General features: G+C 72.2%; 19 protein-coding genes and 1 tRNA gene. 16 read left to right on the forward strand and 4 right to left on the reverse strand.

Features of this window, described 5'->3' with window-relative positions; genetic code table 11:
* Positions 1 to 32: 32 nt before the first annotated feature.
* The gene (locus IR212_RS16520; protein ID WP_194396938.1) at positions 33 to 1,736 is read right to left on the reverse strand and encodes a BCCT family transporter; all 1,704 of its coding nucleotides are present in this window, start codon (positions 1,734 to 1,736) and stop codon (positions 33 to 35) included.
* A 73-nt stretch (positions 1,737 to 1,809) separates the two neighbouring features.
* Complete coding sequence (locus IR212_RS17175; RefSeq protein ID WP_228479389.1) at positions 1,810 to 2,418, reverse strand: MarR family winged helix-turn-helix transcriptional regulator; 609 nt, start codon at positions 2,416 to 2,418, stop codon at positions 1,810 to 1,812.
* A 115-nt stretch (positions 2,419 to 2,533) separates the two neighbouring features.
* Between IR212_RS17175 and IR212_RS16530 the strand changes: the two genes are divergently transcribed.
* From IR212_RS16530 to IR212_RS16595, 14 genes are all read left to right on the forward strand, one after another.
* Positions 2,534 to 3,448 (forward strand): hypothetical protein, encoded by a 915-nt coding sequence (locus IR212_RS16530; RefSeq protein ID WP_194396939.1) that lies wholly within the window; start codon positions 2,534 to 2,536, stop codon positions 3,446 to 3,448.
* A gap of 124 nt (positions 3,449 to 3,572) precedes the next feature.
* Positions 3,573 to 4,286 carry a sirohydrochlorin chelatase gene (locus tag IR212_RS16535; protein ID WP_194396940.1) on the forward strand — a complete coding sequence of 238 codons (714 nt, stop codon included), beginning with the start codon at positions 3,573 to 3,575 and terminating at the stop codon, positions 4,284 to 4,286.
* Between the two features lie 135 nt (positions 4,287 to 4,421).
* The gene (locus IR212_RS16540; protein ID WP_273542117.1) at positions 4,422 to 6,143 is read left to right on the forward strand and encodes a nitrite/sulfite reductase; all 1,722 of its coding nucleotides are present in this window, start codon (positions 4,422 to 4,424) and stop codon (positions 6,141 to 6,143) included.
* On the forward strand, positions 6,140 to 6,883 hold the full coding sequence (locus tag IR212_RS16545) for a phosphoadenylyl-sulfate reductase (protein WP_194396942.1): 744 nt from the start codon (positions 6,140 to 6,142) through the stop codon (positions 6,881 to 6,883). Before IR212_RS16540 ends, IR212_RS16545 begins: the two co-directional genes overlap by 4 nt.
* Positions 6,880 to 7,794, forward strand: coding sequence for a sulfate adenylyltransferase subunit CysD (cysD, locus tag IR212_RS16550; protein ID WP_194396943.1), 915 nt, complete (start codon positions 6,880 to 6,882; stop codon positions 7,792 to 7,794). The genes IR212_RS16545 and cysD overlap by 4 nt, the downstream gene beginning before the upstream one ends.
* Entirely contained in the window at positions 7,794 to 9,104 is a 1,311-nt protein-coding gene (locus IR212_RS16555) for a sulfate adenylyltransferase subunit 1 (RefSeq protein ID WP_194396944.1), read from the forward strand. The genes cysD and IR212_RS16555 overlap by 1 nt, the downstream gene beginning before the upstream one ends.
* A 55-nt stretch (positions 9,105 to 9,159) precedes the next feature.
* The gene (locus tag IR212_RS16560) at positions 9,160 to 10,230 is read left to right on the forward strand and encodes an aliphatic sulfonate ABC transporter substrate-binding protein (protein ID WP_194396945.1); all 1,071 of its coding nucleotides are present in this window, start codon (positions 9,160 to 9,162) and stop codon (positions 10,228 to 10,230) included.
* A 1-nt stretch (position 10,231) separates the two neighbouring features.
* Positions 10,232 to 11,131: an ABC transporter ATP-binding protein gene (locus tag IR212_RS16565; RefSeq protein ID WP_194396946.1), complete on the forward strand. Its 900-nt coding sequence runs from the start codon at positions 10,232 to 10,234 to the stop codon at positions 11,129 to 11,131.
* The gene (locus IR212_RS16570; protein WP_194396947.1) at positions 11,121 to 12,032 is read left to right on the forward strand and encodes an ABC transporter permease; all 912 of its coding nucleotides are present in this window, start codon (positions 11,121 to 11,123) and stop codon (positions 12,030 to 12,032) included. The genes IR212_RS16565 and IR212_RS16570 overlap by 11 nt, the downstream gene beginning before the upstream one ends.
* Entirely contained in the window at positions 12,029 to 12,871 is an 843-nt protein-coding gene (gene cobA, locus IR212_RS16575; RefSeq protein ID WP_194396948.1) for a uroporphyrinogen-III C-methyltransferase, read from the forward strand. Before IR212_RS16570 ends, cobA begins: the two co-directional genes overlap by 4 nt.
* Positions 12,868 to 14,295 carry an FAD-dependent oxidoreductase gene (locus IR212_RS16580; RefSeq protein ID WP_194396949.1) on the forward strand — a complete coding sequence of 476 codons (1,428 nt, stop codon included), beginning with the start codon at positions 12,868 to 12,870 and terminating at the stop codon, positions 14,293 to 14,295. The genes cobA and IR212_RS16580 overlap by 4 nt, the downstream gene beginning before the upstream one ends.
* Positions 14,292 to 14,621, forward strand: coding sequence for a ferredoxin (gene fdxA / locus IR212_RS16585; protein ID WP_194396950.1), 330 nt, complete (start codon positions 14,292 to 14,294; stop codon positions 14,619 to 14,621). The genes IR212_RS16580 and fdxA overlap by 4 nt, the downstream gene beginning before the upstream one ends.
* On the forward strand, positions 14,614 to 15,588 hold the full coding sequence (locus tag IR212_RS16590) for an NAD(P)/FAD-dependent oxidoreductase (RefSeq protein ID WP_194396951.1): 975 nt from the start codon (positions 14,614 to 14,616) through the stop codon (positions 15,586 to 15,588). Before fdxA ends, IR212_RS16590 begins: the two co-directional genes overlap by 8 nt.
* Positions 15,589 to 15,916: 328 nt before the next feature.
* Complete coding sequence (locus IR212_RS16595) at positions 15,917 to 16,804, forward strand: hypothetical protein (RefSeq protein WP_194396952.1); 888 nt, start codon at positions 15,917 to 15,919, stop codon at positions 16,802 to 16,804.
* A 34-nt stretch (positions 16,805 to 16,838) separates the two neighbouring features.
* Here IR212_RS16595 and IR212_RS16600 read toward each other — a convergent pair whose 3' ends face one another.
* A complete protein-coding gene (locus IR212_RS16600) occupies positions 16,839 to 16,976 on the reverse strand; it encodes a hypothetical protein (protein ID WP_194396953.1) in 138 nt (45 codons plus the stop codon).
* Here IR212_RS16600 and IR212_RS16605 point away from each other — a divergent pair.
* Positions 16,975 to 17,967 carry a TrbL/VirB6 family protein gene (locus IR212_RS16605; protein WP_194396954.1) on the forward strand — a complete coding sequence of 331 codons (993 nt, stop codon included), beginning with the start codon at positions 16,975 to 16,977 and terminating at the stop codon, positions 17,965 to 17,967. The two genes, IR212_RS16600 and IR212_RS16605, sit on opposite strands and share 2 nt — an antisense overlap.
* 3 nt (positions 17,968 to 17,970) lie before the next feature.
* On the opposite strand, the gene dcd is transcribed toward IR212_RS16605, so the two are convergent.
* Complete coding sequence (gene dcd / locus IR212_RS16610) at positions 17,971 to 18,576, reverse strand: dCTP deaminase (protein ID WP_194396955.1); 606 nt, start codon at positions 18,574 to 18,576, stop codon at positions 17,971 to 17,973.
* 80 nt (positions 18,577 to 18,656) lie between these two features.
* Here dcd and IR212_RS16615 point away from each other — a divergent pair.
* A tRNA-Gly gene (locus IR212_RS16615) sits at positions 18,657 to 18,730 on the forward strand.
* Positions 18,731 to 18,801 lie beyond the last annotated feature (71 nt).

Below are 18,801 nucleotides of genomic sequence, written 5' to 3' on the forward strand. Positions count from 1 at the left end.
GACGGAGGCGCGATCGCTCTCCGGGTCACAGCTCAGCGGGAGCGGCGCAGCCACCGCGGAAGGCGGGGCCAGGTCACACCGCGCTGGTCGGGCTCCTCGACCTCCAGCCCGTAGAAATAGCCGATGCGCTCGACGAACGCCTCGCGGCGTGCGTGCTCAAAGGCCTGTCGCTCACGACGGAACGCCACGATCGTCGACCAGCACATGAGAAGCATCACGATGCTGAAGGGCAGCGCGATGGTGATGGCGGCCGTCTGAATGGCCCTGAGCCCGCCGGTGAGGAGCAGCGCGACCGCGAGCACGGCAGTGATGAGCGCGAAGAACGTGCGCACCCAGCGGGCGGGCTCCGGGTTGCCGCCCGTCGCGATCATGCCCATCACCAGCGCTCCGGAGTCGGATGAGGTGATGAAGAAGATCGCGATCAGGATCATCACGCCGACGGTCAGCACCTGGGTCCCGGGAAAGTACTGCAAGAGCTGGAAGATCGATCCCTCGATGTCGACAGTGCCATCCGGAAGGGTCATCGAGCCAGGGTCGTTGAGCTCCAAGTACAGCGCCGACCCGCCGAGCACAGCGAACCAGAGGATCCCGAGCATCGTGGGGACGATGATCACACCGAGCACGAACTCGCGCACCGTGCGACCGCGCGAGACGCGGGCGATGAAGATCCCGACGAACGGCGCCCACGAGATCCACCAGCCCCAGTAGAACGAGGTCCAGGCGGCTTGCCACTCCTCTCCGGCCTGACCCTGGAACGCGCTCACGGTGAAGGAGAGGCCGACGAAGTTCTGGATGTACCCGCCGATCGACTGCACCCACTCCCTCAGCAGGAACTCCGTCTGCCCGAAGACCAGGATGAACAGCAGCAGCAGACCGGCGAGGACGAGGTTCGTGGAAGACAGCCACTTCATCCCCTTGGTGACACCTGAGAGCACGGACAGCAGCACGAACAGCGTGATGACGCCGATGAGCGCGATCTGAACCCCGACGTTCGGCTCCGCCAGACCGGCCGAGGTCAGCCCGGCACTGATCTGGAGCACGCCCAGTCCGAGCGAAGTCGCCACGCCGAACAAGGTTCCGGCGAGGGCGACGACGTCGATCGCGTGGCCCCACGCGCCCTCCACGCGCCTTCGGCCGAGTACCGGTTCGAGGGTCCAACGCACCGAGATCGGCCGGCGACGACGATGGATGGCGTAGGCCAGCCCCAGCCCCACGACGACGTAGATGGACCACGCCTGCACGCCCCAGTGAAGGTATGTCTGCACGAGAGCCTGCTGGGCGAGCTGCGGTGGCGTCCCGGCGACTCCGGGACGGGGATCGACGTAGTGGCTCAGAGGCTCGCTGACACCGTAGAACACGAGTCCGATCCCCATGCCCGCGGCGAAGAGGAGGGAGAACCAGGCGCCGACGGAGAACTCCGGCTTGTCGTCGTCACGCCCCAGCTTGATGTCGCCGAACCGCGAGAATCCCATCACCAGCGCGAACGCGACGAAGAAGGCGGCGATCAGCACGTAGTACCAGTTGAAGGCGTTGACGATGGTCGCCTGGATGGCCGTGAACATCGCCTCGGCGGCGGACGGAGCGAGGAGCGCGAATCCCGCGAAGGCGAGCACCACGACGGCGGCGGGCCAGAACACCCAGCGCTCGACGCCGCGAGCGCGGTGCGCGGGCGGGGCGCCGACGCTACCCGTCGGCGGGTGCGCGAATGCCTCGGAGCCGGAAGGGTCGTTGCTCACCACTTCACGCTAGCGATGCTGCGGCGGGACCGTCACCCGCGCGCGCTGCCGGCGCCTCGCATCCGCCCTGCCCTCACGCCTGCGGCCAGGAGTCGGCGAGCTTCGTCAGCAGCCGCGCGAGCTCGGTGCGCTCCTCGTCGGTGAACGCCGCGAGGGCGGCATCCATCGCCTCCCGCCGCTCGCCTCGGAAGCCCCGCACCAGCCGTGCGCCGGTGTCGGTGAGCGCCACCCGCGTGCGGCGGGCGTCGTCGGGATCGGCCTCACGGCGCACCAGGTCGAGCTGCACGGCCTGCTGGACGAGCCGAGACGCCCGGGGCTGGTCCACTCCGACGGCGTCACCGATCTCGCCGACCGAGAGCGGGTGGGATGCCGCGGCCAGCGCTTCGAGCATCCGCATGCGTGCCGGCCCGCCGATGCGGGCGGGGCCGAGCCACGGCGGTGCGCCATGGCCGCCCGGTCCCCCGCGCCCCCACGGCCCTCGGCCTGGGAAGCCGTGCGCGGGCTCGCCGTGGCCCGCGTCTCCACCGTGCCCGTGCGTGCCGTGCGGACCGCCGTGCCTGTGCGCGCCGTGCGGACCGCCATGCGGCCCCTCCGCCCACGGCGGTCGCGGCATCCGGCGTCCGCGCAGTCGTGCGAGCGCGGCGGCGATCGCGTCGGACGGATCGTCGGGGGTGGATGGCATGCTTCCAACTTACATGCCACTTGACATGCAATCGAAGTCCATGTCACACTGCATGTACATGCACTTAGACATGTAAATCTCTCCGGCGGCTCCGACCGCCCCGAAAGGACTTCTCATGAACGATCAGAACGACCAGGATCAGACGCCCGACGACGGCGAGACGGCGCGTCCCGACGACCGCCGCCCGCTCGGCTACTGGCTGCGCGTGGTGGACGCCCTGCTCGCGCGCGAGCTCGCCGCCGCACTCGACGCCGAGGGGATCTCGCGACGCGACTGGATGGCGCTGAACGTGCTCTCCGGTGACGTGGATGCACCGGGCATGGCGGAGCGGCTCGCACGCAAGGGCAAGCGCCTGCGCGTGCTCGAAGAGCGCGGCTGGGTCCAGGAACACGGCGACGGCTCGTGGACGCTGACCGACCTCGGCCGCGCCGAGAAGGATCGCGTCGGCGCAATCGTCGACGGCATCCGCTCCCGCGTCACCGGCGCCGTCGGCGACGAGGCGTATGCGGCGCTGACCGGCTCGCTCGAGGCGATCGCCCGCGAGCTCGGCTGGGACGCGGAGGCGGACGAGCGCGACCGCCGATCCGCCGGGTTCGGACGAGCCGGCTTCGAGGCCGGCTCGCGGCCCGGATTCGCGCCGGGATTCCGCAGTCGGGGATTCGGCCCGCGCTTCGGCCCCGGTTCCGGCCTCGGCTTCCGTGGGCGGCCCCAGCCCTTCGGCCCCGACATCCACGCCGGCTACGGCCCGAACCTCCATCGCGGCTTCGCTCCCGGGCGCCCCGGCCACCCCGCCGAGCGGTTCGACGAGCCGCTGCGCGGTGAGGGCGATGACGGATGCCACGGCCACCACCCGTACGCCGGTCACAGCCACCGCGACCACGAGTCGCACCATGATCATGGCGGTCACCACGGCCACGAGCATGGTGGGCACCACGGGCGCGAGCACCGCGGCGGGCGCCGCACGCAGCGCGCGTACGAGCGCGGCTTCGACGCCGGGTTCGCGCGCGGCCGGGAGGCCGGCGCGGCCTGAGCCGCGGCATCCGTCGACAACGCGCACGCGCGCCGAGACCTCACGTGACACGTGGCGTCTCGGCGCGCGCGTGGTCTCTCACTCCGGCGCGGGCGTCACACGCCCGTCATCGAGGCGAGGCACAATGGGGCGCGTGACCCCCGCCCTGCTCGCCATCTCGCACGGCACGTCGTCCCCCGCGGGGCAGGCGGCGGTGGAGGCGCTGGTGGAGGCGGTCGCGCGCCGGCTGCCCGACACGATCGTGCGGCTCGGGCATGTGGACGTGCAGCAACCCGACGTCGCGGCATCCCTCGACGCGATGCCCGCCGGCACGCCGGTCGTGATCGTGCCGCTCCTGCTGTCGGCCGGCTACCACGTGCGTGTCGACCTCATCCAGCAGACCGCCGGGCGCGACCGCGTCCTCATCGCTCCCGCGCTCGGTCCCGACCCCCGGCTCGTCGATGCTCTGCTCGCCCGCCTCTCCCCACTCGAGCCCGCCGCAGCCGACGCCGTCGTGCTCGCCGTCGCCGGCTCCAGCGACGACCGTGCCAACGAGGACTGCCGCGAGATCGGACGGATGCTGGGCGCCCGGCTCGCACGCGAGGTCGCGGTCGGCTTCCTCGCGGCCGCCGACCCGCGCGTCGACGTCGCGGTGGCGGCCGCCGGCGCCGACGGCGCCCGCGTGGTGGTGGCCGACTATCTCCTCGCCCCCGGCTACTTCCACGACCTGGCCGTCAAGCTTGCGGGCGGGGCGCCCGTGGCGGCGCCGCTGCTCGGCGACGACGAGCCCCCGGCCGCCCTCGTCGAGCTCGTCCTCGAGCGCTACCGCGTCGCGGCCGGCCGCACCGCAACTGTGTGACGCCCCGTTACGCCGGTTAACGCACGTTGACACTCGGATAGGACGGGACGCCGCGCGCTTCTAGCCTCACGGGATGGACTCGATGAAGTCCTGCCCGGGCACGGCCCGGGAATCGACCCGGAGGCCACCGTGACCATCAGCGACACCGACGCGCGTGCGGCAGCGGAGCGACCGCGCGCCGCCGTGCGCCCACCCCGGCCGTCGTCGAAGCCGAACGGCCAGTGGAAGATCGACGGCACGACCCCGCTCAACGGCAACGAGGAGTGGAAGCAGGTCGACAACGGCCTGAGCGTGCGCGAGCGCATCGAGAACGTGTACTCGAAGGGCGGCTTCGCCTCGATCGACCCGACCGATCTGCACGGCCGGTTCCGGGTGTGGGGCCTGTACACGCAGCGCAAGCCCGGTATCGACGGCGGCCGCACCGCGACCCTCACGCCCGAAGAGCTCGAGGACGAGTACTTCATGCTGCGCGTGCGCATCGACGGCGGCCAGCTCACCACCGCGCAGCTGCGGGTCATCGCCGGTATCTCGACCGAGTTCGCGCGCGGCACCGCCGACATCACCGACCGCCAGAACATCCAGCTGCACTGGATCCGCGTCGAGGACGTCCCCGAGATCTGGCGCCGCCTCGAGGCGGTGGGCCTCGGCACCACGGAGGCGTGCGGCGACGTGCCGCGGGTCATCCTCGGCTCGCCCGTCGCCGGCATCGCCGCCGACGAGCTCATCGACCCGACGCCGCAGATCCAGGAGATCACCGCGCGCTTCCTCGGCGACGAGACGCTGGCGAACCTCCCCCGCAAGTTCAAGTCGGCGATCACCGGTCACCCGAGCCAGGACGTCGTGCACGAGATCAACGACGTCGCGTTCGTCGCCGTCGAGCACCCCGAGCTCGGCGTCGGCTACGACCTGTGGGTCGGCGGTGCGCTGTCGACCACCCCGCGACTGGGCGAACGCCTCGGCGCGTTCGTGCGCCCGGACCAGGTGGCGGATGCCTGGCACGGTGTGACCCAGATCTTCCGCGACTACGGCTACCGCCGCCTGCGCAACAAGGCCCGCTTGAAGTTCCTCCTGGCCGAGTGGGGCACCGAGAAGTTCCGTCGGGTGCTGCAGGACGAGTACCTCGGGTACGCCCTTCCCGACGGCCCCGCGCCCGCCCGGCCGCAGACGATCGGCGACCACGTCGGCGTGCACGAGCAGAAGGACGGCCGCTTCTACATCGGCGTCACCCCGATCGTCGGCCGCGTCTCTGGCCCGAACCTCGCCAAGCTCGCCGACGTGATCGAGGCGCACGGCTCGACCCGCCTGCGCACCACGCCGCACCAGAAGCTCGTGATCCTCGACGTGCCCGAAGCGAACGTCGAGCCGCTCATCGGCGAGCTGGATGCCCTCGGGCTGCAGGCGCGACCGAGCCTCATCCGCCGCGGCACCATCGCGTGCACCGGCATCGAGTTCTGCAAGCTCGCCATCGTCGAGACGAAGGTCAACGCCACGGCGGCCGTGATCGACCTCGAAGAGCGCCTCAAGGGCTTCGAGCTGCCGCATCCGATCTCCCTGCACGTCAACGGATGCCCCAACTCGTGCGCGCGCATCCAGACCGCCGACATCGGGCTCAAGGGTCAGCTCGTCACGATCGACGGCGAGCAGGTGCCCGGCTACCAGGTGCACCTCGGCGGCGGGCTGGCGTCGCAGGACCGCGACGAGCCCGGCCTCGGCCGCACCGTGCGCGGCCTCAAGGTGGCGGCCGACGGCATCGCCGACTACGTCGAGCGCGTCGTCACGCGCTTCCTCGCCGACCGCGAGGCTGACGAGACGTTCGCCCGGTGGGCGCACCGCGCCAACGAGGAGGCGCTGCAGTGACCGTCTCCCTCGCGCCCCGCGTCGCCGCCAAGCGCACGCACGAAGAGCTCAAGGCCCTCGCCGAGCACGGCAACCTCGAGCTCGGCAGCCTGACCGACCACGAGGCATCCGCCGCAGAGGTCGTGGCGTGGGCTGCTCGCAACTTCTCGATGACCACCGCCGCCGTCGCCTGCTCGATGGCCGACGCCGCGCTCCCCCACCTGGTCGCCGAGCAGCTGCCGGGCGTGGATGTGCTGTTCCTCGACACCGGGTATCACTTCACCGAGACCTACGCCACGCGCGACGAGGTGCAGCGCGCCCTCGACGTGCGGATCGTCGACATCACCCCCGACCAGACGGTCGCCGAGCAGGACGCCGAGTTCGGCGCGAAGCTGTTCGAGCGCGATGCGAGCCTGTGCTGCGCGCGCCGCAAGGTCGCGCCGCTGCAGGACGCGCTCGGCGGCTACGAGGTGTGGTTCACCGGCGTCCGCCGCGACGAGGCGCCCACCCGCACGAACACGCCGCTGGTGACCTGGGACGAGCGCAACGGTCTGGTCAAGGTGAACCCGGTCGCCGCGTGGAGCTTCGACGACGTGCTGTCGTACGCCGCCGCGCACAAGGCGCCGGTGAACCTGCTCGTCGGGTTCGGCTACCCCTCCATCGGCTGCCAGCCGTGCACGAGACCCGTCGCCCCCGGCGAAGACCCCCGATCCGGCCGCTGGGCCGGCTCCGCCAAGATCGAATGCGGGCTCCACGAATGACCGTTACCGCCGCCCCCGCCGCACTGTCGACCCTCGACCTGCTCGAGGCCGAGGCCATCCACGTCATCCGCGAGGTGGTCGCGGAGTTCGAGCGTCCGGTGCTGCTGTTCTCCGGCGGCAAGGACTCGGTCGTCGTGCTGCACCTCGCCACCAAGGCGTTCGCACCGGGCAAGGTGCCCTTCCCGGTGCTGCACGTCGACACGGGGCACAACTTCCCCGAGGTGCTCGCCTTCCGCGATGAGACCGTGCGGCGCCTCGGCATCCGCCTCGAGGTCGCCCGCGTGCAGGACTACATCGACGACGGCCGCCTGCAGGAGCGCGCCGACGGCACCCGCAACCCGCTGCAGACGCTTCCGCTCCTCGACGCCATCGCGGCCGGGCGGCACGACGCCGTCTTCGGCGGCGCTCGGCGCGACGAGGACAAGGCGCGCGCCAAGGAGCGCATCATCTCGCTGCGCGACGAGTTCGGGCAGTGGGACCCGCGCAACCAGCGACCGGAGCTGTGGAGCCTGTACAACGGCCGCCACACGCCCGGTCAGCACGTGCGCGCGTTCCCGATCTCGAACTGGACCGAGCTCGACGTCTGGCGCTACATCGAGCGCGAGGGCATCCCGCTCCCGTCCCTGTACTTCGCACACGAGCGCGAGGTCTATGCCCGCGACGGCATGTGGCGCCCGGTCGGCCCGTTCTCGCCGCCGCGCGAGAGCGAGACCGTCGAGGTGCGCACCGTCCGCTACCGCACCGTGGGCGACATGAGCTGCACCGGAGCGGTGGAATCGGATGCTGCCGACCTGGCGTCGATCGTCGCCGAAGTCGCCGTCTCGACCCTCACCGAGCGCGGTGCGACGCGCGCCGACGACCGCCTCAGCGAGGCGGCCATGGAGGACCGCAAGAAGGACGGGTACTTCTGATGACCGCGACACTCACTGCGCAGCCGACCCTCTTCCGCTTCGCCACCGCCGGCTCGGTCGACGACGGCAAGTCGACGCTCGTGGGCCGCCTGCTGCACGACTCCAAGGCGATCCTCGCCGACCAGCTCGAGCAGGTCGCCCGCACCTCGGCCGACCGCGGCTTCGCTCACGGCGACTTCGACTTCGCGCTGCTCACCGACGGCCTGCGGGCCGAGCGCGAGCAGGGCATCACGATCGACGTGGCCTACCGCTACTTCTCGACGGGCGCGCGGTCGTTCATCCTCGCCGACTGCCCCGGCCACGTGCAGTACACGCGCAACATGGTCACGGGCGCCACGACCGCGGACGCGGTCGTCGTCCTCGTCGACGCGCGCAAGGGCGTCGTCGAGCAGACGAAGCGCCATCTCGCCGTCGTCGCGCTGCTGCGCGCGCCGCACGTGATCGTCGCGGTGAACAAGATCGATCTGGTGGGCTTCTCGGCGGATGCCTTCGCCGACGTGGTCGCGCAGGCTCGGGCGGTGGCGACGGAGCTCGGCATCGAGGACCTGCACGTGCTGCCGGTGTCGGCCCTCGAGGGCGACAACATCGTCGAGCGCTCGGAGCGCACGCCCTGGTACGACGGTCCCGCTCTCCTGGAGCTGCTGGAGACGCTACCCGCCGCCGACGACGCCGAGCGTCAGCTGGAGCCGCTGCGCCTCCCCGTGCAGCTCGTGCTGCGCCCGCAGGGCGGCCTCGCGCCGGGAATCGACGCCGACGAGGCCGAGCGTCTGCGGGACTACCGCGCCGTAGCGGGTCGCATCGCGAGCGGCGTCGTGCGCGTGGGCGACCGGGTGGAGGTCTTCCCGGCCGGCCGTGCCACCACGGTCACCGGCATCCGCTCGGCCGGCGCCGAGGCGGACGAGGCGACGGCACCGCAGTCCGTCTCGCTCGAGTTCGCCGACGACATCGACACCGCCCGCGGTGCGCTCGTCGTCGCGGCGGACTCGCTGCCCGCGCCGCGTCGCGAGTTCGAGGCCGAGCTCTTCCAGCTCGACGCGCGGGCGCTGACCCCCGGCATCCGTGTTCTCGTCAAGCACGGCACCGCGACCGTGCAGGCGATCGTGGCGCAGATCGAGTCGCGCTACGACCTCGACGCGCTGGTGCATGTTCCCGCACAGACGCTCGAGACGAACGACATCGGCCGCGTGCGGCTGCGTCTGGCGGCCGACCTGCCGCTGGAGCCGTACCGCACCAGCCGTCACGGGGGCTCGTTCCTCGTGATCCATCCGTCCGACGGCGCCACGCTCGCCGCCGGCATCGTGCGCGACTGACTGTCGCGCCGGCACCACCCCGAACACGCATCACCGAACCGAAGGAGGCGACACCGTGAACAAAATCCGCACCGCGACAGCGATCACAACCCTGGGACTCGTGGCAGCGATGATGGCCGGCTGCGCCTCGGCCGCGGCGTCTCCGAACGAGGCAGCCGGCGGCGACGCGGTGGACGAGCTGCGCCTGGGGTACTTCGCCAACGTCACACACGCCCCGGCGCTCGTCGGCCTGGAGGAGGGCCTGATCCAGGATGCGCTCGGCGACATCGAGGTGACGACCCAGGTGTTCAACGCCGGGCCGGCGGCCATCGAGGCGCTCTCCGCCGGCGCGATCGACGCGACCTACATCGGCCCGAACCCGTCGATCAACACGTTCATCCAGTCCGGCGGCGAGTCCGCGCGCATCGTCGCGGGAGCGGCGACCGGCGGGGCGGCGCTCGTCGTGCGCGACGGCATCGACGAGCCGGCGGACCTCGAGGGCACCACCATCGCGACGCCGCAGCTCGGCAACACCCAGGACGTCGCCGCGCGCGTCTGGCTCGCCGACGAGGGCTTCGAGACCGACACCTCGGGCGGCGGCGACGTCAGCATCACGCCCACCGAGAACGCGCAGACGCTGACGCTGTTCCAGCAGAACCAGCTCGACGGCGCGTGGCTGCCGGAGCCGTGGGTCTCGCGGCTCATCATCGACGCCGGCGCGAAGGTGCTGCAGGACGAGGCCGACCTGTGGGAGGACGGCGAGTTCCCCACCACGGTGCTCCTCGTGCGCAAGGACTTCCTCGACGAGCACCCCGACGTCGTGGCCGATCTGCTCGCCGGCCACGAGGCATCCGTGCAATGGATCGCCGACAACGCCGCAGACGCCCCCGCGACGATCAACGGGGCGATCGAGAAGGAGACGGGCAAGCCGCTTCCCGACCCCGTGATCGAGCGTGCGCTCGAGCACGTGACGTTCTCGGTCGACCCGCACGCCGACACCTTCGAGACCCTGGTCGCAGACGGCATCGAGGCGGGCACGCAGAAGGAGGGCTCGATCGAGGGCCTGTTCGATCTGCGCCTGCTCAACGAGCTGCTCGAGGAGAACGGCGCCGAGCCGGTCTCGGCGGCGGGACTCGGCGAGGACTGACATGAGCACCGCACCCGCTTCCGCCTCCGGGGCCGCACCGAGCTCGAAGACAGCTCACGCGCCGGCGTCCCCGGGGGCGGGCGCGCCCGCATCGCCGGGTACAACCGTGCCGTTCGCGCCGAGCTTCGACAGCGTCACGCCGGTGCCCGTGGCGGCGCCGGCGCCCGCACCCGCCGTCCGCATCGACAGCGTGTCCAAGCGATTCGGCGCCGGCCCGGTCGTGCTCGACGACGTGTCGCTCGACATCGCCCCCGGCGAGTTCGTGTGCCTGCTGGGCGCGTCCGGGTGCGGCAAGTCCACACTCCTGAACCTCATCGCCGGCCTCGACCGTCCCTCGGCGGGTCGCATCGACACGCCCGCCGAAGGCTCGGCGGTCATGTTCCAGGAGTCGGCGCTCATGCCGTGGCTCACTGCGCGCAGGAACGTCGAGCTCGCCCTGCGCCTGCGGGGCGTGCCCCGGGGTGAGCGTCGCGAGAAGGCGCTGGCCCTGCTCGACACCGTGAACCTGGCGGATGCCGCCGAGAAGCGCCCGCACGAGCTCTCGGGCGGCATGCGACAGCGCGTCGCGCTGGCCAGGGCGCTCGCCCAGGACCGGCCGGTGCTCCTGATGGACGAACCGTTCGCGGCGCTCGACGCGATCACGCGCGACCTGCTGCACGAGGAGCTCGAGCGCGTCTGGCGCGCCACGGGCCGCACCATCGTGTTCGTCACGCACAACGTGCGCGAGGCGGCGCGTCTCGGCCAGCGCGTCGTGCTGATGGGCAGCCGCCCCGGGCGCATCGTGCAGCAGTGGCAGATCGCGAAGACCACGGGGCGCCGCATCGAGTCGCCCGAGGTCGCCGCGCTCTCGGTGGAGATCACCGACCAGCTGCGGAAGGAGATCCGTCGCAATGCCGCATGACACCCTCACCGCTTCGAAGACGGATGCCGCCCACTCCGACGAGCTGCGATCGCTGGAGGCGGGGCTCGACCGCCTGCAGACCGACCCCGGCACCGGCACCAGCCGCTGGCGGCGAATCACCGCGAGCGTCGTGCCGCCGATCGTCTTCGTGATCCTCCTGATCGCGGCGTGGCAGCTGTACGTCGTGATCGCCCAGCCGCGTCCCGACATCATCCCGGGGCCTGCCGACGTCGCCGCCGCACTCGGATCGGCGTGGGACACCGGGCGCCTCCAGGAGGCGGTGAGCACGAGCCTCGAACGGGGGATCATCGGCTTCCTCATCGCCATCGTCGTCGGCACGCCGATCGGCCTGCTGCTGGCCGAGGTGCGTCCCATCCGCCGCGCGGTGGGGCCCATCATCTCGGGTCTGCAGGTGCTCCCCTCGGTGGCCTGGGTGCCCGCCGCGATCATCTGGTTCGGCCTGTCGGACGCCACCGTCTACTTCGTGATCCTCATGGGCGCGATCCCGTCGATCGTGAACGGCCTCATCGCCGGCATCGACCAGGTGCCCCCGCAGCTGCGGCGCGTCGGAACCGTGCTGGGCGCGTCGCGCTGGCAGCTGGCGACCGCCGTGATCCTGCCGGCCGCGCTCCCCGGCTACCTCGCCGGCCTCAAGCAGGGCTGGGCGTTCTCGTGGCGCTCGCTCATGGCCGCCGAGATCATCGCGATGGGGGGCACCATCGGCTTCGGACTCGGCTCGATGCTGCAGAACAACCGCGATCTCGCCGACCTCGCCGGCGTGCTGGGCACGATCCTGGTGATCCTCGCCATCGGCGTGCTCATCGAGCTCGTCTTCTTCGGCCCCCTGGAGCGCCGGATGCTGCAGCGCCGGGGACTTCTCCTCACCGGAGGTGCCCGATGACCGCCGTCCGACGGGCTCACGGTCCGGATTCCGCACCCACCGGCAAGGTGTGGCTCGTCGGGGCCGGACCCGGCGACGCCGGCCTCCTCACGGTCAAGGGACTGCGCGCCCTCGAGGCGGCCGACGTCATCGTCGCCGACCGGCTCGGCGCCCGGGCCGTGCTGGAGGGACTCGCGGCCGACGGCGTCGAGCTCCGGGCCGAGGTGGTCGACGTCGGCAAGTCGCCCGGCCACCACGCCGTGCCGCAGGACGCCATCAACGCCCTCCTGGTGCAGCTCGCCCGGACCGGCAAGACGGTCGTCCGCCTCAAGGGCGGGGACCCGTACGTCTTCGGCCGCGGCGGCGAAGAGCTGCTCGCCTGCCAGGAGGCGGGCGTGACCGTCGAGGTCGTCCCGGGGATCACCAGCGCGATCTCGGTGCCCGCGATCGCCGGCATCCCGCTCACCCACCGCGGCGTCGCGACCGCGTTCACCGTGGCGACCGCCCACGACCAGATCGACGCGCTCGGCGGCGGACGCGACCACACCGTCGTGCTGCTGATGGGCATCGGCACACTGGCGAACTCCGCGATCATCCTCGCCCGCGGCGAGCGCGGCGCCGACTGCCCGGTCGCCGTCGTCGAGGACGGCTTCGGGCCGCGCCAGCGCGTCACGGTGGGCACGCTCGCCACGATCGCGCACCAGGCCGCCGAACGAGGCATCCGCTCCCCCGCCGTCGTCGTCGTCGGCGACGTCGTGCGGCTGAGCCCGTACGCGCCCGAGCAGCTCGCCACCCTCGACCTCACCCAGTACGACCCCCTCGCCGTTCCCGGCACCTCCCGAAAGGCCCCCACGCCGTGACCTCTTCGAGCCTCCAGAACCTGCGCGTCGCGATCGTCGGCGCCGGTCCCGCCGGCATCTACGCGGGCAACATCCTGACCACCTCGGTGACCGCCGCCGGCGGCTCCGTCGCGATCGACCTGTTCGAATCGCTGCCGGCGCCCTACGGCCTCATCCGCTACGGCGTCGCGCCGGATCACCCGCGCATCAAGGGCATCGTCAACTCCCTGCACGAGATGCTCGATGCCGGCACCACCCGGTTCATCGGCAACGTCGAGGTCGGTCGCGACATCGCCCTGGCGGAGCTGCACGAGCGGTACGACGCCGTGATCCTCGCCACCGGCGCGATCCGCGACGCGGCCCTCGACATCCCCGGCATCGACCTGCCGGGGTCGTTCGGGGCCGCGGACTTCGTCGCGTGGTTCGACGGCCACCCCGACGTGCCGACCGAGTGGACCCTCGACCAGCGCGAGGTCGCGGTCATCGGCAACGGCAATGTGGCGCTGGACGTCGCACGGATCCTCGCCAAGCACGCGGTCGACCTGCGCTCGACCGAGATCCCCGACAACGTGCTCGCGGGGCTCGAGGCCTCCGCCGTCACCGACGTGCACGTCTTCGGCCGCCGCGGACCCGCCGACATCAAGTTCACGCCGATCGAGCTGCGCGAGCTCGGCGAGGTGCCGAACGTCGACATCGTCGTCAGCGACGAGGACTTCGCCCATCTCGAGGGCCTCACGCCGGCGAACAACCAGCTGAAGGTCATGCTGCGGATCCTCGAGAGCTGGCGCACCCGCGAGTCGACCGGTGCGAGCCGGCGCCTGCATCTGCACTTCTACCACTCGCCCGTCGAGGTGCTCGGCGACGGCAGGGTCGAGGGCCTGCGCTTCGAGCGCACCGAGCCCGTGGGCGACGGTCGCGTGCGCGGCACCGGCGAGTTCCGCGAGTACCCGGTGCAGCAGGTCTACCGCGCCGTCGGGTACTACGGCACGCCCGTCGTCGACGCGCCGTTCGACGAGAAGGCCGGCGTCGTCTCGAACATCGAGGGACGGGTGACGGACACTTCGGCTCGTTCCTCGCTCAGTGCCAGTGCCGCTTCAGCCACCGGCGAGGGCGACGCGCTCGTGATCCCGGGGCTCTACGCCACCGGGTGGATCAAGCGCGGGCCGGTCGGCCTCATCGGCCACACCAAGTCCGATGCGATGGAGACGATCGCCCACCTCGTGGCCGATGTCGAGGCCGGCCGCCTCACCGCGCCCGGCGTGGACGGCGACGTCCTCGACCTTCTCGACGAGCGGGAGGTCGCCTACACGACGTGGGACGGCTGGCTCGCCCTGGACGCGCACGAGCGCGAGCTGGGTGCGAACCACCTCCACGCGCGGGAGCGCGTCAAGGTGGTGCCGCGCGACGAGCAGGTCGGCATCTCGCGGGGAGCGCTCGTCCGGTGACGTACGTGATCGCCCTGCCGTGCGTCGATGTGAAGGACCGCGCCTGCATCGACGAGTGCCCGGTCGACTGCATCTACGAGGGCGAGCGGTCCCTGTACATCCACCCCGACGAGTGTGTCGACTGCGGCGCCTGCGAGCCGGTGTGCCCCGTCGAGGCGATCTACTACGAGGACGACCTGCCCGACCAGTGGCAGGACTACTACACCGCGAACGTGGAGTTCTTCGATGACATCGGCTCGCCGGGCGGCGCCGCGAAGACCGGCGTGATCGCGAAGGACCATCCGGTGATCGCCGCCCTGCCTCGCCAAGGAGAAGGTCATGGCTGACACGCCTCACCGCTCGGTGGACGCTCCGCCCACCGAGGTCGACGTCGTGATCGTCGGTGGCGGCCCAGCCGGGCTCTCGGCCGCGCTCAACCTCGCCCGAGCCCGTGCGTCGGTCGTGGTCGTCGACGCCGGCCGGCCGCGCAACGCCGCCACGCTGCGCTCGCACGGCTTCCTCACGCGCGACGGCGTGCCGCCCCTGGAGCTGCGCAAGCTCGCGCGGGCGGAGCTCGCCGCGTACCCGAACGTGGCGGTCTACGACCGCACGGTGGTCACGGCACTCCTCGAGAAGGACTGCGGCGACGGTCGACGGTTCATCGCGGCGCTGAGCGGCCGCGGCGCGGCCATCCCGCCCGCCGTCTCTGCCCGCTCGGTGCTCGTCGCGACGGGCCTGCGCGAGACGCTGCCCGACATCCCGAGCCTGCGCGCGTTCTACGGGATGACCGTGTTCAGCTGCGCCGCGTGCGACGCGTGGGAGTTGCAGGACCGCCCGCTCGCGCTGATCGGCGAGACCTCCGACCTCGCCGCCCGTGCCCGGCTGATCGCGCGCTGGACCGACCGGCTGACCGTCTTCACCCACGGCTCGGACGCCGTCGACACGGTCGAAGAGGCCGAGCTCGCGGCATCCGGGATCGTCGTCGAACGCCGCCGCATCGACGACCTCGAAGGCGACAAGGGCGCCGTGTCGGCGGTGCGCCTCGAGGGCGGTGAGCGCATCGAGATCGACGGCGGGTTCGTGCGCCCGCGCTGGCATCCGGCGCTGGACTTCCTCGGCGGCATCCCGCTCGAGCGCGACGGGTTCGGCAACCTGGTGACGGACCGCTCCGGGCGCACGTCGGTTGCGGGGCTGTACGCCGCGGGGGATGCCGCCTCCCCTGGCCCGCAGCAGCTCATCGTCGCCGCGGGACAGGGGGCGCGGGCGGCGGCCGTGCTCGTCCACGACCTCGTCGGGGTGCGCACCGCCCACTGACCGCTGCCGTGCGCACGCCTCCGCGTCGCTTACTGCGCCGGGCGTCCGGCCATCGGGCCATGGTCACAGGGGTATCTGCGGGAGGCGCATCGTCCCTATACTGCAGATTGCAGTAAGGGGGGGCTGATGCCATGAGCACGCCCACTTACTCGGCGGACCGACGTGGGGACGAGGGCCGCCGCAGCGGCGGGCGATCGTGGGGATCGCCCGCCGCTATCTTCTCTTCCGCCCGGGCCGGAAGCGACGGCGGCTGAGGCATCCCGCGCGGACACCGCCCGCTCGTCGTGATCGGGCACCCGACCCCTCCGGGTGCGGCAGGATGGCATCGATGTCAACGCCGACCGACTCGCCGCTGGAGGAGCTGCGCGCGCTGCGCGAGCGCGCGTACGGGCCTGCCGCCGACATCGAGGACGACCCCGCGGCCCTGGCCCGGCTGCAGGAGCTGCAGGCGCGGGAGCAGAGCGCACGCGCCGCCGCCGGTCATGCGAGGACGACGCCGGGTGCGGCGGTGGCCGCGAGCGCCGCGGCGGACGGCCCGCGCGCGGCCGCGCCGGGCGGCGTCACGAGGGCGCCGGACGCGCCGGACGCGCCGGACGCAGTGGCCGCGGTGGACGCGGTGACCGCACCCGCGGCGGCTGCCGACGTCGACGCGGGGAGCGTCGCCACCGCGGACGGTTCCGCCACGACCGCTGTTCCCGCCGGCGATCGCTCGGCCGTGGATGATGAGCCGGCAGCGCCGACGCGACCGTGGTGGCGACAGCGCATCCCGCTGCTGTGGGCGGGTTCGGTGATCGCGGGCGTGCTGCTCGGCGTCGTGCTCACGCTCGGCCTGCAGGCGATCGACAGCGGCCGGATCGCCGTGCTGCGCGAGGACCCGGATGGCGAATGGCCCAGCTCGTGGTTCGGCTCGCGGCCGTCGGACGGGCTTGTGTTCGAGGAGTTCCACGGACTCAGCGTGCTGGTGTTCCCGCAGACCTTCGGCCCGGGCGGCGTCCAGTCCTGCCTCTACGTCGTCACCGAGGGCGACGGCGGCTTCGGTGCGGGCAGCTGCGGCGCCGAGGCGTACCCGGCGACCGCGTCGATGGAGATCGACCGTCTCTCCCCGGACGCCCTGCGCGACGCCTTCCCCGACGGCACGTCGCTCCAGTTCGTGCACGAAGGCGGCGCCGTGAGCGTCTACTCCCAGGCTCCGCGCCTGATCCAGCCGACGCCGTGACGACGGATGCCTCCCGCCCGAGGCATCCGTCCCCTCACTCGGTGGCCGACGACGCCGCGCCGGAGTACGGTGGCGGCAACGGCTCGGGGGTCGCCGCGTCGACCGCGGCGAGGAGCCGCGGTGACGGCCGGGCCGCCGCGTCGGTGAGCCCGTCGTGGGGAGGGGCGCTCATGTCGACACAGGAGCAGACGGCCGAGGACGAACGTCGGGCGCTGCTGGCTCGCGCCTACGGTCCGCACGCCGACATCCAGGACGACCCCGAGGCCGTGCGCAGGCTGCGCGAGCTCGAAGAGCAGTCCCGGCTCGCCGCCGCAGGTGCTGCGCAGGACCCGCGGGGCGCTGCCGTCACGGGTGTCTCCGCCGCGGGCGTCGCCGCCCCACGCTCTGCCACCGCGGTCTCCGCCGCGGCAGGCGGCGGGAACGCGCGCGACGCGAGCGCCGGCGACGACCCACCGGCGGGCGCGGCGGCGTGGTGGAGCGGCCGGGACGGGGGCGAGCACGAGACCGACCGCGCGGGCGCGGCGGCGGCCGCCCGCGCGAACGGCTCCGACGCACGTTCTGCGGAGCAGGGGCAGCCGGTTGCATCTGCGCGCCGCGACGGGGGCTCAGATGCGGAGGCGATCACGGCAGGCGACGGGCTTCCTCCGGCGTACGCGCCGGCCCACGGTCAGACCCCGGCCCGCGCGTCGGGCGAGCGGTGGACGCGGCGCACCCGGGTGCTCTGGATCGGCTCCGTCGTCGTCGCGGCGCTCGTCGCATCCGCCGTGACGCTCGCGGCGTCGTCGCTGATGAACGGCCGGGTCGCGGTGCTCGCCATCGACCCCGACGCCGAGCCGCCCGAGGATTTCTTCCAGCCGGCGGGTGAGGCGGTGGTGTTCGAGGAATTCTTCGGCCTGATGACGGTGCTCACGCCGCAGGAGTGGGCGCGCGGCGAGGTGCTGGACTGCGTCTTCGTCCGCTCTGCGGCCGGCGACGCGCCGATGAGCACCGGCGGCTGCGGAGGCGGCGGCTTCTCGCCGACCGCGTCCACGGTCGTGACCCCGTCCTTCCCGCGGGAGCTGCGTGAGCAGTTCCCGGACGGCACCGCGCTGCAGTTCGTCGTCGTCGACGGCACGGAGGTGCACGTCTACGCGAAGGCGCCGGTCGTGCCGCCTGGCCCGTGAGGCTCAGGCGCCGCGGCTCCCGGCATCCGTCGCCCCGACGTCGGTGCGATGGAAGTTCTGGAACGAACGGGATGCCGTCGGCCCGCGCTGCCCCTGATACCGGTTGCCGTACGAGCCCGACCCGTACGGGCTGTCGGCCGGCGACGTGAGGCGGAAGTAGCAGACCTGCCCGATCTTCATGCCCGGCCAGAGCTTGATCGGGAGCGTGGCGACGTTCGAGAGCTCGAGGGTGACGTGCCCGGTGAAGCCCGGGTCGATGAAGCCCGCGGTGGAGTGCGTGAGGAGGCCGAGGCGCCCGAGCGACGACTTGCCCTCCAGGCGCGCGGCGACGTCGTCGGGCAGGGTGATCTGCTCGAACGTCGAGCCGAGCGCGAACTCGCCCGGGTGCAGGATGAACGGCTCGTCGGGCTCGACCTCGATGAGTCGTGTGAGGTCGGGCTGGTCCTCGGCGGGGTCGATGAACGGGTACTTGTGGTTGTCGAACAGCCGGAAGTATCTGTCGAGCCGCACGTCGACGCTCGAGGGCTGCACCATCGCGGGTTCCCACGGGTCGAGCGCGATGCGCCCCGCGTCGATCTCGAGCCGGATGTCGCGGTCACTCAGCAGCACGGGGCCAGCCTATCGGGGCGGTCCTGTTATGCTGGCCGGGCGCCGTAACAGGCGCTCGGATGCCGGCGGGCCGGCGTTCCGGGGCTGTAGTTCAATGGCAGAACTTCTGCTTCCCAAGCAGACAGCGCGGGTTCGATTCCCGTCAGCCCCTCCATCAGTCCTCGAGTGGTCGCCGGTCGGCGAGCGCGTGTCTGGGTCGGGCTCGGGCTCCGGCTCGGCGTTCGC

The organism is Microbacterium atlanticum, assembly GCF_015277815.1.
GTDB classification, from domain to species: domain Bacteria; phylum Actinomycetota; class Actinomycetes; order Actinomycetales; family Microbacteriaceae; genus Microbacterium; species Microbacterium atlanticum.